The sequence below is a fragment of the Enterobacter sp. 2VL genome, from assembly GCF_005503595.1.
Lineage (GTDB): Bacteria > Pseudomonadota > Gammaproteobacteria > Enterobacterales > Enterobacteriaceae > Enterobacter > Enterobacter cancerogenus.
In genome coordinates, this window is sequence record NZ_SCNE01000002.1 from 652,164 (window position 1) to 666,579 (window position 14,416).

At 58.2% G+C, this 14,416-nt stretch carries 15 protein-coding genes and 1 other RNA gene; 4 read left to right on the forward strand and 12 right to left on the reverse strand.

Features of this window, described 5'->3' with window-relative positions:
- Positions 1 to 68 precede the first annotated feature (68 nt).
- On the reverse strand, positions 69 to 1,139 hold the full coding sequence (locus tag FFS28_RS07480) for a LacI family DNA-binding transcriptional regulator (protein ID WP_137849191.1): 1,071 nt from the start codon (positions 1,137 to 1,139) through the stop codon (positions 69 to 71).
- A 77-nt stretch (positions 1,140 to 1,216) separates the two neighbouring features.
- On the reverse strand, positions 1,217 to 1,819 hold the full coding sequence (yczE, locus tag FFS28_RS07485) for a membrane protein YczE (RefSeq protein ID WP_137849192.1): 603 nt from the start codon (positions 1,817 to 1,819) through the stop codon (positions 1,217 to 1,219).
- Between the two features lie 87 nt (positions 1,820 to 1,906).
- Here yczE and yczR point away from each other — a divergent pair, with 87 nt between their 5' ends.
- Positions 1,907 to 3,328 carry a MocR-like transcription factor YczR gene (yczR, locus tag FFS28_RS07490; protein ID WP_102892085.1) on the forward strand — a complete coding sequence of 474 codons (1,422 nt, stop codon included), beginning with the start codon at positions 1,907 to 1,909 and terminating at the stop codon, positions 3,326 to 3,328.
- A gap of 72 nt (positions 3,329 to 3,400) precedes the next feature.
- Here the strand turns inward: yczR and FFS28_RS07495 are convergent, their stop codons facing one another.
- The 3 genes from FFS28_RS07495 to ffs all read right to left on the reverse strand — a co-directional run bounded on the left by FFS28_RS07495 (position 3,401) and on the right by ffs (position 4,238).
- Positions 3,401 to 3,616, reverse strand: a complete 216-nt coding sequence (locus FFS28_RS07495) for a hypothetical protein (protein WP_006176927.1) — start codon at positions 3,614 to 3,616, stop codon at positions 3,401 to 3,403.
- Positions 3,613 to 3,864 (reverse strand): hypothetical protein, encoded by a 252-nt coding sequence (locus FFS28_RS07500; protein WP_006176926.1) that lies wholly within the window; start codon positions 3,862 to 3,864, stop codon positions 3,613 to 3,615. Before FFS28_RS07500 ends, FFS28_RS07495 begins: the two co-directional genes overlap by 4 nt.
- Positions 3,865 to 4,141: 277 nt before the next feature.
- An RNA gene (gene ffs / locus FFS28_RS07505) (signal recognition particle sRNA small type) lies at positions 4,142 to 4,238 on the reverse strand.
- Positions 4,239 to 4,417: 179 nt separating this feature from the next.
- On the opposite strand from ffs, the gene FFS28_RS07510 reads away from it, so the two are divergent.
- A complete protein-coding gene (locus FFS28_RS07510; RefSeq protein WP_137849193.1) occupies positions 4,418 to 4,729 on the forward strand; it encodes an MGMT family protein in 312 nt (103 codons plus the stop codon).
- Positions 4,730 to 4,762: 33 nt separating this feature from the next.
- Here FFS28_RS07510 and FFS28_RS07515 read toward each other — a convergent pair whose 3' ends face one another.
- Positions 4,763 to 5,293: a YbaY family lipoprotein gene (locus FFS28_RS07515; protein WP_137849194.1), complete on the reverse strand. Its 531-nt coding sequence runs from the start codon at positions 5,291 to 5,293 to the stop codon at positions 4,763 to 4,765.
- 205 nt (positions 5,294 to 5,498) lie between these two features.
- Here FFS28_RS07515 and tesB point away from each other — a divergent pair, with 205 nt between their 5' ends.
- Complete coding sequence (tesB, locus tag FFS28_RS07520) at positions 5,499 to 6,359, forward strand: acyl-CoA thioesterase II (RefSeq protein WP_006176923.1); 861 nt, start codon at positions 5,499 to 5,501, stop codon at positions 6,357 to 6,359.
- Between the two features lie 95 nt (positions 6,360 to 6,454).
- Here the strand turns inward: tesB and amtB are convergent, their stop codons facing one another.
- From amtB to FFS28_RS07545, 5 genes are all read right to left on the reverse strand, one after another.
- A complete protein-coding gene (gene amtB, locus FFS28_RS07525; protein ID WP_058609285.1) occupies positions 6,455 to 7,741 on the reverse strand; it encodes an ammonium transporter AmtB in 1,287 nt (428 codons plus the stop codon).
- A gap of 34 nt (positions 7,742 to 7,775) precedes the next feature.
- Positions 7,776 to 8,114 carry a P-II family nitrogen regulator gene (gene glnK / locus FFS28_RS07530; RefSeq protein WP_006176921.1) on the reverse strand — a complete coding sequence of 113 codons (339 nt, stop codon included), beginning with the start codon at positions 8,112 to 8,114 and terminating at the stop codon, positions 7,776 to 7,778.
- 221 nt (positions 8,115 to 8,335) lie between these two features.
- Complete coding sequence (locus tag FFS28_RS07535) at positions 8,336 to 10,117, reverse strand: SmdB family multidrug efflux ABC transporter permease/ATP-binding protein (RefSeq protein ID WP_137849195.1); 1,782 nt, start codon at positions 10,115 to 10,117, stop codon at positions 8,336 to 8,338.
- Positions 10,110 to 11,882, reverse strand: coding sequence for a SmdA family multidrug ABC transporter permease/ATP-binding protein (locus tag FFS28_RS07540; RefSeq protein WP_137849196.1), 1,773 nt, complete (start codon positions 11,880 to 11,882; stop codon positions 10,110 to 10,112). The genes FFS28_RS07535 and FFS28_RS07540 overlap by 8 nt, the downstream gene beginning before the upstream one ends.
- A gap of 30 nt (positions 11,883 to 11,912) precedes the next feature.
- The gene (locus FFS28_RS07545; RefSeq protein ID WP_006176918.1) at positions 11,913 to 12,371 is read right to left on the reverse strand and encodes an Lrp/AsnC family transcriptional regulator; all 459 of its coding nucleotides are present in this window, start codon (positions 12,369 to 12,371) and stop codon (positions 11,913 to 11,915) included.
- Positions 12,372 to 12,486: 115 nt separating this feature from the next.
- Between FFS28_RS07545 and FFS28_RS07550 the strand changes: the two genes are divergently transcribed.
- Positions 12,487 to 13,533 (forward strand): PLP-dependent cysteine synthase family protein, encoded by a 1,047-nt coding sequence (locus FFS28_RS07550; protein WP_137849197.1) that lies wholly within the window; start codon positions 12,487 to 12,489, stop codon positions 13,531 to 13,533.
- Between the two features lie 41 nt (positions 13,534 to 13,574).
- On the opposite strand, the gene cof is transcribed toward FFS28_RS07550, so the two are convergent.
- A complete protein-coding gene (gene cof / locus FFS28_RS07555; RefSeq protein ID WP_137849198.1) occupies positions 13,575 to 14,393 on the reverse strand; it encodes an HMP-PP phosphatase in 819 nt (272 codons plus the stop codon).
- Between the last annotated feature and the right edge of the window lie 23 nt (positions 14,394 to 14,416).

Sequence of the window (14,416 nt, forward strand, 5' to 3'; positions counted from 1 at the left end):
AACATGCCCTGGCAACATGCGGGGGTAAAGCACCTGACGGCAAGGAAGCGGGCCAGATCACAAAAGATCTACCCGCGCGCGATTTTCTCGGCCAGCACGGCCAGGCTTCTTAGCTGCCGGGCCAGATCTTCACGTTCGGCCTGCAAAGGCGCGCGCGGGGCGCTGGACTGTCGGGTGATCAGGGTGACGGGAAGCTGCTTCTGCCAGCGCGTTTCGCCCTGCGTCGGGGCCAGCAGCCACTCCACGCTTTGCTCGCCCGCCTCGCGGAAGGCCTGGCGTATGGTGGTCAGCGGGGGCGTGAACCAGGCGCTGTCGGCCGTGTCATCAAACCCCACGATCGCGATCTGTCCGGGGACGGCAACCCCCTTTTCTGCACAGGCGCGTATCACGCCCAACGCCATCTGATCGTTTGCCACAAGGATGGCCTCGGGCAATTCCGCGCCCGATAACAGCTGATGGCCTTTTTCGTATCCCGAGGCGGCACTCCAGTCGCCGCAGGCTTCGCCAGCAGGCTGAAGACCCGCCTGCGCCAGCACGTCGCGCCAGCCCGCGAGACGCGCCTTCGCCGAGACGGCATCCTGGGGCCCGCTGAGCAGCGCAATCCGCCGGTGTCCGAGGGCGAGAAGATGCTCAGCCCCGAGTCGCGCCCCCTGCCCGGCATCAAAGACCAGACTGTTAACCTCTGCGGAAGGGGCCACATCAAGAAACAATATCGGCACGGGCGAGGCCATCGACTGCAACCGTTCCGCGTACGGATCGTCGAGCGGAACGTTGACCAGCAGCGCATCCACGCGCTGCGCCAGCAACTCCTGCAGGGCGGCCTGACACTGCTCAGGGCGTTCAACCATCGAAATCAGTACGCTCGCCCCCTGCTCGCCCGCGCGGGATTTTACCGCCGAGGCAATTTGTGACGGGGCATGGAGGGCAAGGTCGGTGGTTATCAGCCCCAGCGTGCGGGTGCGCTTTCCGGCCAGCTGCTGCGCCCCGCGGTTCGGGACGTAATGCAGCTCCGCCATGGCCCGCCGGACCTTTTCCCGCGTCCGGGCAGAGACATGCTCTGCCTCGTTAATGACGCGGGACACCGTCTGATAAGAAACCCCCGCAAGGCGGGCTACGTCATAAAGGGTGATCGCTTTCATGCACTCTGACACCGTTAAAATAGATGCCGCTATTCTGGCACATCGGCCTTATGAATACCTGTGAGCGCTTCGCATTATTACATCACCCGCGCGGGCTTACCCACTCGCGGCTTCTGGCGAAACCACGGCATACAGAGCTGAATGAGCGGGCCAATGGATAATGCGTACAGCACCGTGCCGACACCAAAGGTTCCGCCCAGCGCGATGCCAATCACCAGCACCGAGACTTCAATCACCGTGCGCACCACCCGGATTGACCAGCCAAACCGCGCATGCATACCGGTCATCAGCCCGTCACGCGGGCCTGCGCCAAAGCCCGCGCCGATATACATCCCGGTTGCAAGGGCATTCACCACGATGCCAGACACCAGCAGGGCGATACGGATCGGCAGCGAGGTCAGCTCAGGGATCAGCGCCATTGAAGCATCCGCCGCCAGGCCAATACAGATCACGTTGCTGATCGTCCCAAGCCCGGGAAGCTGGCGAAGCGGGATCCACAGCAGCAGGACCGCCGCCCCGGTCAGGATGATCACCGTACCGATGGTCATTCCCAGCTGAAGCGCGACCCCGAGGTGAAACACATCCCACGGATCGACACCCAGATCCGAACGGATAAACATCGCGGTCGACAGGCCATACAGCCCCAGCCCGATATAAAGTTGAACCAGACGACGTACCATTATTTGCTCTCTACAATGAATCAGGCATTCATCATGGCGGAAAATGGCACTATGATTAATGTCCAGTTTTCAAATAGTGGACTGCATATGTCATCACGCCGCTTCGGCAGCCAGTCTTTAGTGCGCCTGTTAGGCCACTGGCAGCAACCCTCCTCCCGCACCCCGCTCTGGCGACAGCTGGCTGATGCGTTACGTCTGCTCATTCTTGACGGCAGGCTGGCGCTCAATACGCGCCTGCCGGGGGAGCGAGAACTGGCGACCTCGCTTAACGTCAGCCGGACAACCATCAGCAGCGCGCTGGCGCATCTGCGGGAAGAAGGATACCTGGAAAGCCGCCACGGCAGCGGCTCGCGCGCGATCCTGCCGGACACCCGCGCCGTCCCGACGCTTTCCACCGCAAGCGTCGCGCTCGATCTGTCAACGGCCGCCCTCAGCGCCGGGCCTGAACTTCACCAGGCCTACACCCATGCGCTGACGGCCATCGCCCAGCACCTGACCCTAACCGGATATGATCAGCTGGGGTTACCTGCCCTGCGCGAAGCTATCGCGGCACGTTACACCGCGCGGGGGCTACCCACCCGTGCGGATGAGGTGATGGTGGTCAACGGTGCGGTCAGCGGTTTTGCCCTGGTATTGCGCATGATGACCGGCCCCGGCGACCGCGTGGTGGTGGATCATCCGACGTACCCGCTGGCGATAGCCGCCATTCAGGGCGCGCTGTGCAGGCCGGTCGGCGTCTCGCTGCCTGAAACCGGCTGGGACACCGACGGTTTTGCCGCCACGCTTGCGCAAACCGCGCCGCGTCTGGCGTACCTGATGCCGGACTTCCATAATCCGACCGGACGCTGCATGGATAACGTAACGCGCCAGGCGATAGCCGATATTGCCGCCAAAACCCGCACTCCGCTGGTGGTGGACGAAACCATGGTCGATCTGTGGTTCGATGCCCCGCCGCCACCGCCGCTGGCCGCGTTCAACCCCGAGGCCACGGTCATTACGCTCGGTTCGGCAGGAAAAAGTTTCTGGGGAGGATTGCGGCTCGGGTGGATCCGCGCGTCGTCGCGAACGATTGCCACCCTCGTTCAGACCCGCGACACGCTGGATTTGGGCTCTCCCCTGCTGGAACAGCTGGCCACGGAGTGGCTTATCGAAAACAGCGAGACTTTTCTGCCCGCACGCCGGGCCATGCTGGCGAAACGCCGCGACCGCTGCGGCGAGCTGTTGCGTGAGCATTTTCCGCAGTGGACCTTCAATGAAGCGGAGGGCGGGCTTTCCTACTGGGTTGAGTTGCCCGGCATGCTGGCAACACAGCTTGCCGCCCGGGCGGAGGCGCTGGGAATTAATCTGGGAACAGGTACGCGATTCGGGCTTTCAGGGGCCTTCGACCGCTATCTCCGTATGCCCTTTTCACTCGATTCGGCGGAGCTTGAGCAGGCGCTGCTGAGAATTAAGCCGCTATGGCTGGCGCTAAACGGCACCACGCCGCCCGTGAAGCAAAGCCCGGTATAATTGGTTAAGCGAAGCGGATAATAAAAACTGCTGACTGTCATGCAACAGTCAGCAGTTTTCACAGGTCAGGATTTAGTGCTGAGGAGGAATAGGGAAACCCTTCAGTGAAATAACGAAACTTTCACCTTCTTTCTTTATTTTTGCGCCGGTGTCGCACCAGTCAGACGCAATACGAAAGAACTCATCACTTTCCACATTCCAGCCAAGACGAACATGTTTTACATAGCCTGAACGCAACAGATCGCAGGCCTCTTTGTAGTCACTGGCAGTCGAGGGTTGTTGTTTCATTTTCTCTTCTTCAGAAGTTTTCGTAGAGCTTTGATTTCTTTAGGAGTAAAAGGAGAAACGCTCTCTTCTTCCGTATGCTGATTATCAATATCCTCTTCCGATACTCCCGCCTCTTCTACCGCTTCGAATGCCAGCAGTAGCAGTTTCTCTGTGGTCACGCTCAGGTTCTCATTATTCACTTCGGCATAGTGGCGAAGTCTTTCTTTTAGCGCTTCATCAATTTTAACGTTTAATACCGCAGTAGCCATAATGGTTACATCCCTTCGCAATAAGTTATTTATTTAATACACGAAGTTGTAAGTCTTATCCAGATATATATTTTTTGCTTATGACAGAAAAAAGACGCCCAATAATAAAATGCCAGTCTATTATTACAGGTTTATGACAATATTATTTCAGGAGAATGAAAGAAATATTACACGGCGGAATATAATCCTAATAATTGTGTGGATTAATTCCGTTTCCAGGGTCAACGCGACAGGGAGGAAAGAGTGAGAATGTCTGGAGAGCAGAAATGGGTGGGGGCCCTGCCAGCTACATCCCGGCACACACGTCGTCTGCCCTGGCTGCTTCCTTCCGGACCTGACCTGGTGAACAGAGTAGCGTTGCGGGAGAACCAACAGAGCCCCCATTGAGAGCGTTGATAACCAACGCGCTGGCGCATTATCCCCATGCAGCACCCTAATTGCAAGCCGCCCGCAACTGGATGGTGGTTTATTGCGCAAACTTCCCTTTAATATCAGGTATTATCTCCTTTTCAGGCCTCTGAACGCCAGAATCGCAATTCCGACAGGAGCAGTAATGGACGAACACGACTCTTTCCCGCAGCGCGTGTGGCAGATTGTGGCCTCCATCCCGGAGGGGTTTGTCACCACCTATGGCGATGTCGCCAGGCTGGCGGGATCACCGCGTGCGGCGCGACAGGTGGGCAGCGTGCTTAAACGCCTGCCGGAAGGCAGCACGCTTCCGTGGCATCGGGTGGTGAACCGCCACGGCGCCATCTCGCTCACGGGGCCAGATTTACAGCGTCAGCGTCAGGCGCTGCTCGCAGAAGGGGTACAGGTGTCAGGAAAAGGGCAGATTGATATACAGAAGTATCGCTGGCGCTATTAGCGCCCTCTCCCGAAAGAGAGGGCGAAAGGCCGATTAAAGCTGGGTAGGAGGGTTTGTTGGCATCGCAGGCTGATTTGCCTGCGGCGCGACCGGCACGGCGGTCTGCTGGACAGGCACCAGCGTCAGGTCGGCTTTGGTGCCGCCTTTGTTGATCACTTCCTGAACCGTATCGGTGATAAAGACCAGCTTATCGTTGATGGTCACCGCGGCACTCAGCAGGATACGCGCGTTAGGCTGAACCTCTGACGGGTTAAACGGCAGCACGAAGCTGAACGGCGCCTGTTTACCCTCGGTACGTACCGCACGCTGCGCCAGCACCTTAGACGGGGCATCGGCCATAGACGCGTCGGAAAGCGTAACCGTCAGGACTGCATCAGGCGGTAAAGCCACTTTCTGACGGATCCATACCGTACCAGAAACATTCGGCTGCTTAATGGTTTGCTGCGAAAGTGTACTTACTCCACCCGGGGTAGCGGTTGGAACGGCTACATCGGCGCTCTTATCGGCACAGGCTGACAGCGCAACCGCCATCGCAAGACCACTTATCATAGGCACGAGTTTCATTGAAGTCTCCTTATCATCAATGCACCAGCGGGATCGATCCCATCCGATGTCGTTTACATTCACATAACGTTTTTAAGTGTGGCACAAATCACTGATTAATGCCTAATTTTGACCGGATATTCAGACTAATCTACCCATCGGACCACTTAGATTTCTGCGTTATACTCAGCGTATCTTTCGCCACGGCGTTATATTGAGGACAATTATGAGTCAAGCACTGAACAACTTGCTGACGTTACTGAACCTGGAAAAAATTGAGGAAGGACTCTATCGCGGTCAGAGCGAAGATTTAGGTTTACGCCAGGTCTTCGGGGGGCAAGTGGTTGGCCAGGCGCTGTACGCCGCAAAGGAAACCGTCCCGACGGACCGTCTGGTGCACTCCTTTCACAGCTACTTTCTGCGCCCGGGCGATAGCGCAAAACCCATTGTTTATGATGTTGAAGTCCTGCGTGATGGCAACAGTTTTAGCGCCCGCCGCGTGGCGGCGATCCAGCACGGCAAGCCGATCTTCTACATGACCGCCTCGTTCCAGGCACCCGAACCGGGCTACGAGCATCAGAAGACCATGCCGCCAGCGCCTGCACCGGATGATTTGAAATCTGAGACGGACATCGCCCGCTCGCTGGCGCACCTGCTGCCGCCTCAGGCGAAAGAGAAGTTTCTCTGCGATAAGCCGCTCGAGATCCGCCCCGTCGAATTCCATAACCCGATGAAGGGCCATGTCGCCGAGCCAAAACGCCAGGTGTGGATCCGCGCCAACGGCAGCGTGCCGGAAGATTTCCGCGTGCATCAGTATCTGCTGGGCTATGCCTCTGATTTTAATTTCCTGCCAGTCGCGTTGCAGCCGCACGGTGTTGGCTTCCTGGAAAAAGGGATGCAGGTAGCAACCATTGACCACTCCATGTGGTTCCATCGTCCGTTCGACATGAACGACTGGCTGCTTTACAGCGTGGAGAGTACGTCGGCATCCAGCGCCCGCGGGTTTGTGCGCGGCGAGTTCTATACCCAGGATGGCGTCCTGGTAGCCTCGACGGTGCAGGAAGGAGTAATGCGTAATCGCGGTTGACGTAAAAAAGCCGGGTGGCGGCTTCGCCTGACCCGGCCTACAAAAGCAAAATCACAGGCCCGGTAAGCGCAGCGCCACCGGGCAATGGACTCTGGTTACGCGTTATAGGCGTTCTCGCCGTGGCTGTTGACGTCCAGCCCTTCGCGCTCCTGCTCTTCCGGTACGCGCAGGCCCACGGTCATGTCCGCCAGCTTGTAGCCGATAAAGGCCACTACGCCAGACCACACCACGGTGATGGCAATACTTTCCAGCTGAACCAGCACCTGATGCATCATGGTCACGCCTTCCGCGTAGCCCACGCCACCGAGCGACGTTGAGGCGAAGATACCCGTCATGATACAGCCGATAATGCCGCAGACGCCGTGCACACCAAACACATCGCAAGGATCGTCCACGCGCAGTACGCGCTTCAGGGCCGTGACGCCCCACAGACCGGCCAGACCTGCCACGATGCCGATCAGCAGCGCGCCGCCAACGCCCACGAACCCACAGGCCGGGGTAATGCCGACCAGACCGGCAATCGCACCTGAACAGGCGCCCAGAAGGGAGGGTTTACCGCGCACGGCCCACTCACCAAACACCCAGGAGAGGATTGCGCCCGCGGTAGCCACCACGGTGTTCACAAAGGCCAGCGCCGCGATTTCGTTAGCCGCACTTGCTGAACCGGCGTTGAAGCCGAACCAGCCAAAATAGAGAATTGCCGTACCGGTAAACACCATCGGCAGGTTGTGCGGCTTGAATGCTTCTTTGCCAAAGCCCACGCGCTTGCCGATCAGGTATGCGCCGACCAGGCCCGCCACCGCAGCGTTAATATGCACAACGGTGCCGCCCGCAAAGTCCAGCGCGCCGTGGGAGGCCAGCAGACCGCCGCCCCAGACCATGTGCGCAATTGGCACGTAGGAGAGCGTCAGCCAGACCACCACAAAAATCAGCACCGCCGAGAAACGAATGCGCTCGGCCAGCGCGCCGACAATCAGCCCGACGGTAATACAGGCGAACGACCCCTGGAAAGCGACGTGAATATACTGGTAGAAGCTGCCCATTAAGGCGGTCAGCTCGATATTTTTCAGCATCGCCCAGTTGAAGTTACCAAAGAAGGCGTTGCCTTCCCCGAAGGCCAGCGAGTAGCCGTACACTACCCACAACACGCAGACCAGCGCGAACGTCACGGCCACCTGCGTCAGCATAGAGAGGACGTTTTTGCCGCGGATCAGGCCGCCGTAAAACAGCGCAATGCCCGGGATAGTCATGAACAGCACCAGCGCGGTGCAGATCATCATAAAAGCGTTATCCGCTTTGTCTGCCACAGCAGGGGCAGCCATGGCGAGGCCCGGCAGCAGCGCCAGCGACCCCAGACCTGTTTTAATCGTTGCTATCTTCATTTTCTCGATCCCTATCACTGTATGCAGGCGTTAATTAAAGAGCCGCTTCGTCGTTTTCGCCGGTACGGATGCGAATGACGCGCTCCAGTTCAGCAACAAAAATTTTGCCGTCGCCAATTTTGCCGGTATAGGCAGCTTTGCTAATAATATCAATCACTTCATCAAGCTGATCGTCTGCGATTGCGACATCAATCTTCACTTTTGGCAGGAAGTTAACGCTGTACTCTGCGCCGCGATAAAGCTCGGCATGCCCTTTCTGACGCCCAAAGCCTTTCACTTCGGTGACCGTCAGCCCCTGAATACCCATGGAAGACAGGGCTTCACGCACGTCCTCAAGTTTGAATGGTTTAATAATCACCGTAACGAGCTTCATAAATCCCCTCCAGTCAGAATTCGGTATTGGCCGTAGCTGCACGAAGAGGCTATTGCAAGCGGTATGCCAGAATTGAAAAAGCGAGGAAAAAGCGGCGCGGTGAACGCAGGACGGGGATTGTCATTTAACAGGTGAAAAAAAACGCACCATGGCAGTGCACGGTGCGTTTCATTTTTGCACCAACGGATATGCCCGTCGGCGCAATGCCTGATTATGGTGCATCAGGCGTTCAGGGACGCTTCCTCACGGGTGCTGGCGGCCAGCTCTTCACCGGCCAGCTGCAGCTGATACATCTGCCAGTAGCGCCCTTTCGCTTCGAGTAGCGCTCTGTGCGTGCCGCGCTCCACGACCTGTCCACGGTGCAGCACCAGAATAATGTCAGCATCCACGATCGTTGAAAGACGGTGGGCGATCGCCACCAGCGTCGTACGATCGCGTACGGCCGCCAGCGCCTGCTGGATCGCCTGTTCGGTGCCGGAATCAATGCTCGCCGTGGCTTCATCCAGAATCAGCACCTGCGGCGTGTCGATTAACACCCGCGCCAGCGCCAGAAGCTGCTTTTGCCCAACGGACAGATTGTTGCCCTGCTCGCCCAGTTTGGTGTTGATCCCGTCGCTAAATCCCCGCGCCAGGTCCGCCAGCTGCACCTTTTCCAGCACGTCCCAGACCTGTTCCTGAGTAAAGGGTCGGCCGAGCGTCACGTTGGCGAAGAAGGTATCGGCCAGCACGACCGGATCCTGCTGCACCATTGCGACGCCCTTACGCAGCGTGTTGTGACTTAATGATGCGAGAGGACGCCCGTCGAGACGAATTTCTCCCTGCGTTAAGGGGTAGTAGCCCATCAGCAGGCTGGCAAGCGTGCTTTTGCCGCTGCCGGTATGCCCCACTAAGGCCACAAAGCCGCGCGAGGGGATATCCAGGGTGATGTCCTGCAGCACCAGCCGGTCATCGCGATAGGCAAAGGAGACGTTATCAAAGGCAATGCTGCCGCTTTGCAGCGGGCGGTCATCATCACCGTAGGTCTGACGCGGTCTGTCCATCAGTTCAAAAACGCGTTCCCCGGCGACGACCGCCTGCTGGAGCATCGACTGCTGCGTCGTCAGCTCAATCAGCGGCTCGTTGAGGCGGCCAAGGTAGCTGATAAAGGCGTACAGCACCCCAACCTCAATGGTTCCCTGGGTTGTCAGGCCAAACAGCATCAGCAGGCCACACAGCACCAGCGTCGAGAATAGGCTCAGCAGCGGGCGTAACAGAAAACCGTCGAGGCGCAGCGTCTGCATTCTCGCCATATAGTGCGAACGGCTGGCTTCCCCCATCCGCTCGCCAAAGCGCGCCTGCTGGCGGAACTGCTGAATAACGCTCATGCCGTTGATCACTTCGTTAAAGCCATCGTTGATGTCCGCCAGATAGGCGCGCACCCGGCGAACAATAGGCGTGCTGTAACGCTGGTAGATAACCATCACCGTCAGGACGGCCGGGAAGATGGTTATCGCCACCAGCGCCATCCGCCAGTCGAGGCTAAACATCGCCACCAGCATCGCGCCAATCAGCGCCGCGCTTCGCAAGACGGTTGCGACCACGGTGACGTAAAGATCGCGGATCACTTCGGTATCGTTAGTCACGCGCGAGATCACCTGCCCGACCGGCTGGGTATCAAATTCGCTTAGCGGCTGGCGCAGCGCCGCGTCCATAACATCCGTACGCAGCTGCTGCACGACGCCAACGGCCGCGCGGTTAAACAGCAGCGACTGGGCATAGTGCAGGCCAGCCGCCGTTAACTGAAGCCCGATATAGGCCACGCCCAGTCCCGCCACCAGCCCCAGCGGCAGGTCGCGTTTCGCCACCATATTATCGATGAAGTAGCTGATGAGTAGCGGACCGCTCACTTCGGCAATGGCCGCAATCCACAACAGCCCCACGGCAATGGACAGCGGTTTTCGCCACGGCGAACCGTAGGCCAGCAGGCGCTTTAGCGTCGGCCACTGGGCGGTAAATTTACGCATCAGACGCCTCCTTTTCCGGTTCCGGCGCATCGTCCAGCGCCGCCTCAAGCTGCTGATAGCGGTACATATCGCGATACCAGCCGGGCGATTCAGCCAGATGCTCATGCTGCCCGCGCTGGGCAATGTGCCCGTGCTGCAGCACCAGAATTTCACTGGCCTCCGTCAGCGCCGACAGACGGTGCGCGCTGATGATCACCGTGCGTCCTTCCCCCCACTCGCGCAGGTTGTGCAGGATCTGATGTTCCGTTCGGCCATCAACGGCGGAGAGCGCGTCATCAAGGATCAGAATTTCCGCGTTCAGCAGCAGCGCGCGGGCAATGGAGATACGTTGTTTTTGCCCGCCAGACAGCATTACGCCACGCTCGCCCACTTCCGTTTCGTAACCCTGCGGCAGGCGCAGAATATCCTCGTGAACGCTGGCTAAGCGCGCCACATGCTCAATGTCTTCCTGCGTCGCCGAAGGGCAGCCGAGGGCGATGTTATTGGCGATGGTGTCGGAGAATAAAAACGGCGTCTGGCTGACCACCGCCAGGCGACTGCGCCACTCGTCCAGCAGCAGGTTACTCAGCGGAAGAGAGTGGAAACGAATGTCCCCCTTTGTCACATCGAAATGGCGCTGGAGCAGCGACAGAAGCGTGCTTTTGCCGGACCCGGTGGGGCCGCAAATCCCCAGCATCTGACCCGGCTCAAGCGTAAAGGTAACGTTCTCAAGCACCGGATGTTCCGTCTGCGGATAGCGGAACTCGCGGATGTCCGCCTGCACGATGCCACGCCCCTGCGGAACCGCTTCGCTGCCGTCATTGACGACCGGCGCTTCAGCCAGCATGGCGCGGATACGGCTATAGGCCGCGCTACCGCGCTCCACGATGTTAAACATCCATGCCAGAGCCAGCATCGGCCAGATCATCAGCCCCAGATACATGGCAAAGCTGGTGAGTTGCCCGAGGGTCATCGTTCCCTGCACCACCATCCAGCTGCCGCCGCCAATGGCCAGCAGGTTCGCCATACCGATCGCGATATAAATTGTGGGATCAAACCGGGCGTCAATCCGCGCCACGCGCATGTTTTTCGCCCCGGTATCGGCGGCATCGGCGGCAAACAGGGCTGACTGACGGTCTTCCAGACCAAAGGCTTTGATCATCCTGATGCTGGTCATGCTCTCCTGCGTGCGGTCGTTCAGGGAGGAAAACGCCGCCTGCGCCAGCTTGAAGCGCTCATGCAGCTTTTCGCCGTAGCGGTTGATGGCGAGCGCCATCAGCGGCATCGGCAGTAGCGCGAGCAGGGTGAGCTGCCAGCTGATCTGGGTCGACATGACGATCAGAACCGCGCAGCCCATCACCAGGGAATCGACCAGGGTCAACACCCCTTCCCCGGCGGCGAAGACCACGCGGTCGACGTCATTGGTCGCGCGGGCAATCAGATCCCCGGTGCGATGGCGCAGGTAAAATTCAGGATGCTGGCGGCTCAGCTGACGGTAAAAATCTTCGCGTAGCTCAACGGCCAGCTGATAGGACGCCCCGAACAGCAGCACGCGCCACACGTAGCGCAGCAGGTAGACAATTATCGCGGTCAGCACCAGCGTCCCCACCCACATCATCACCCGTGCGGCGGTGTAATGCTGCTCGGTCACGCCGTCCACGACGTATCCCACCACTTTCGGCGGGAGCAGTTGCAGAATGGCAATAATAATAAGCAGGCAGACTGCACCGAGGTAGCGTTGCCACTCCCGACGAAAGTACCAGCTCAATTGGGCAAATAATCGCACGCGGTTTGTTCCTGAAGGTATTGTATGAAGTTATTCAATAGGTAACGCAGTGGTGTATTTAATCTGTTCCATCGCGAAGCTGGAGGTGACGTCCGACAAGCCCGGCACGCTGTTGACCAGCCGCTTGTAGAAGTCGTCATAACGTTTCATGTCGGCCACCTGAACGCGCATAAGGTAATCGTACTCACCGGCCATGCGCCAGAAACCGAGCACCTCAGGCATATCTGAAACCTGGTTAACGAAACGGCAATACCATTCACTGCTGTGATGCTGCGTTTTTATCAGGACAAAGGCGGTCAGCCCCAGCCCCAGTTTTTCGGGATCCAGTAGCGCCACGCGTCCCAGCAGGACGCCGTCATCTTCCAGCTTTTTCAGGCGCTTCCAGCAGGGTGTGGTGGTCAGATTAACGGCATCTGCCAGCGCCTGCAAAGAGAGGGTGCAGTCGTTTTGCAGCAGGCAAAGCAGCTTGCGGTCAATTTTATCTAGCATACCCACCTCACAGAGAAAAATTTTCTCCTTACATTCTATTTTAAAGGCCAGATAGCAACAATTTTTTCTGTGCTTTTCGCTATGCTGGGCACAAAATGACAAACGGATAAATACGATGAATAGCAACTGGGTTAAACATGCCATCAGCGAAATCAATGCCGACTACCAGCGTTCGGCTGATACCCATCTGATCCGCCTTTCGCTGCCCGGCTTTGCGGGCATTCAGCTCTATCTGAAAGATGAAAGCACCCATCCTACCGGTAGCCTGAAGCACCGCCTGGCGCGTTCGCTATTTTTATACGGGTTATGTAACGGCTGGATTAAAGAAGGCACCACCATCATTGAATCCTCATCCGGTTCAACGGCGGTCTCAGAGGCCTATTTTGCCCGCCTGCTTGGCCTGCCGTTTATCGCCGTGATGCCCTCCTGCACCGCCAAACGCAAAATCGAGCAGATCGAATTTTACGGCGGTCGCTGCCACTTTGTGGAAAGCGCCTGCGAAATCTACGCCGCATCGGAGATGCTGGCCCGCGAGCTGAACGGCCATTACATGGATCAGTTCACCTTTGCCGAGCGTGCGACCGACTGGCGGGGCAATAACAACATTGCCGACAGTATTTTCCGCCAGATGGCCCACGAGCCTCATCCGGTACCCTCCTGGGTTGTGATGAGCGCAGGCACCGGCGGCACATCGGCGACAATCGGACGCTACATCCGCTGTCAGGGCTACGATACGCAGCTGATGGTGGTTGACCCGCAAAACTCGGTGTTCCTCGACTACTGGCAGAGCCGTGATGCCGGGCTGCGCAGCCCGGTGGGGAGCAAAATTGAGGGGATTGGTCGCCCGCGCGTAGAGCCGTCGTTTATTCCTGACGTGGTGGACGAGATGCTCCGCGTACCGGATGCGGCCAGCGTGGCGACGGCCCACTGGCTGGAGACACAGCTTGGCCGTAAGGTCGGTGCTTCCACCGGGACCAACATGTGGGGCGCGCTACAGCTGGCGGTGCGCATGCGCGAGGCCGGAAAAACCGGCTCTATCGTGACGCTGCTGTGCGACAGCGGTGAGCGCTATCTGGATACCTATTACAACGCCGGGTGGGTGCAGGCCAATATAGGTGACATTGCGCCATGGAAAACGCAAATTGCCGGGATGCTGAAATAAAAAAAAGCCAGACCGAAGTCTGGCTTGCTGGAAGGGTCTCACTATTCGGGGGAATACGGGAGGTTGTTGTTGTCCAGCCAATGAGTCAAAAAATGGGACACGGCTTCGTTACGGCAGTGTCCGATAACCGGCAGATGAGGTAGCTCAGTAATCAGCTGCGGCATCGCGTTCCCCATAATCACACCGCGACCGACGCTGCCCAGCATCTCGCGGTCGTTCATGGCGTCGCCGAACGCCATACAATCCTGCATCGTTAAGCCCAGGTGATCGCTCAGCACCGCCAGGGCCGAACCTTTGTTACAGCCCACCGGCAGCACTTCCAGACAGTCCACCGCCGAGAAGGTCAAATGCGCGCGGTCCCCTAACGCTTCGTTAAGCTGTACGCGCAGGCGGCGGAGATCGTCGTGATCGCCGCAGAAACAGATCTTGGTCACCGCATGCGCGGGGAGGCGGCGCAGATCGACGATTTGATAGCTGAACCCGCTATAAACGTGAGCGTGCAGCAGATCGGGGATCGCCTGTCCGGTAAACCAGCCGTTATCATTGAAGACATGTACGCTGGCCTGGGTATCCCAGGTACTGTGCAGCACAATGTCCGCCACTTCCGGGTTGAGATCCTGACGGTGCAGCACATCACCTTCGACGGAGTGGATCCGCGTCCCGTTACCGGTTATCAAAAACGCGTCCAGGGAAAACGCGCCCATCAGATGGCGCATCTCCAGCACATGACGACCGGTGGCAAATGTCAGAGTGATATCACGCTCGTGCAGACGCTTCAGCGTGTTCAGGGTGATTTCCCCTAAACGGTGATCCGGCATTAACAAGGTGCCGTCCATATCGAATGCTGCGAGCCGAGCCATGAGTACTCCTGAAAAAAGATGCA

Excerpts from the sequence above, each read along its gene's own strand:
- FFS28_RS07480 (WP_137849191.1), bottom strand. The coding sequence starts at position 1,139 with ATGAAAGCGATCACCCTTTATGACGTAGCCCGCCTTGCGGGGGTTTCT.
- yczE (WP_137849192.1), bottom strand. The coding sequence starts at position 1,819 with ATGGTACGTCGTCTGGTTCAACTTTATATCGGGCTGGGGCTGTATGGC.
- yczR (WP_102892085.1), top strand. The coding sequence starts at position 1,907 with ATGTCATCACGCCGCTTCGGCAGCCAGTCTTTAGTGCGCCTGTTAGGC.
- FFS28_RS07495 (WP_006176927.1), bottom strand. The coding sequence starts at position 3,616 with ATGAAACAACAACCCTCGACTGCCAGTGACTACAAAGAGGCCTGCGAT.
- FFS28_RS07500 (WP_006176926.1), bottom strand. The coding sequence starts at position 3,864 with ATGGCTACTGCGGTATTAAACGTTAAAATTGATGAAGCGCTAAAAGAA.
- FFS28_RS07510 (WP_137849193.1), top strand. The coding sequence starts at position 4,418 with ATGGACGAACACGACTCTTTCCCGCAGCGCGTGTGGCAGATTGTGGCC.
- FFS28_RS07515 (WP_137849194.1), bottom strand. The coding sequence starts at position 5,293 with ATGAAACTCGTGCCTATGATAAGTGGTCTTGCGATGGCGGTTGCGCTG.
- tesB (WP_006176923.1), top strand. The coding sequence starts at position 5,499 with ATGAGTCAAGCACTGAACAACTTGCTGACGTTACTGAACCTGGAAAAA.
- amtB (WP_058609285.1), bottom strand. The coding sequence starts at position 7,741 with ATGAAGATAGCAACGATTAAAACAGGTCTGGGGTCGCTGGCGCTGCTG.
- glnK (WP_006176921.1), bottom strand. The coding sequence starts at position 8,114 with ATGAAGCTCGTTACGGTGATTATTAAACCATTCAAACTTGAGGACGTG.
- FFS28_RS07535 (WP_137849195.1), bottom strand. The coding sequence starts at position 10,117 with ATGCGTAAATTTACCGCCCAGTGGCCGACGCTAAAGCGCCTGCTGGCC.
- FFS28_RS07545 (WP_006176918.1), bottom strand. The coding sequence starts at position 12,371 with ATGCTAGATAAAATTGACCGCAAGCTGCTTTGCCTGCTGCAAAACGAC.
- FFS28_RS07550 (WP_137849197.1), top strand. The coding sequence starts at position 12,487 with ATGAATAGCAACTGGGTTAAACATGCCATCAGCGAAATCAATGCCGAC.
- cof (WP_137849198.1), bottom strand. The coding sequence starts at position 14,393 with ATGGCTCGGCTCGCAGCATTCGATATGGACGGCACCTTGTTAATGCCG.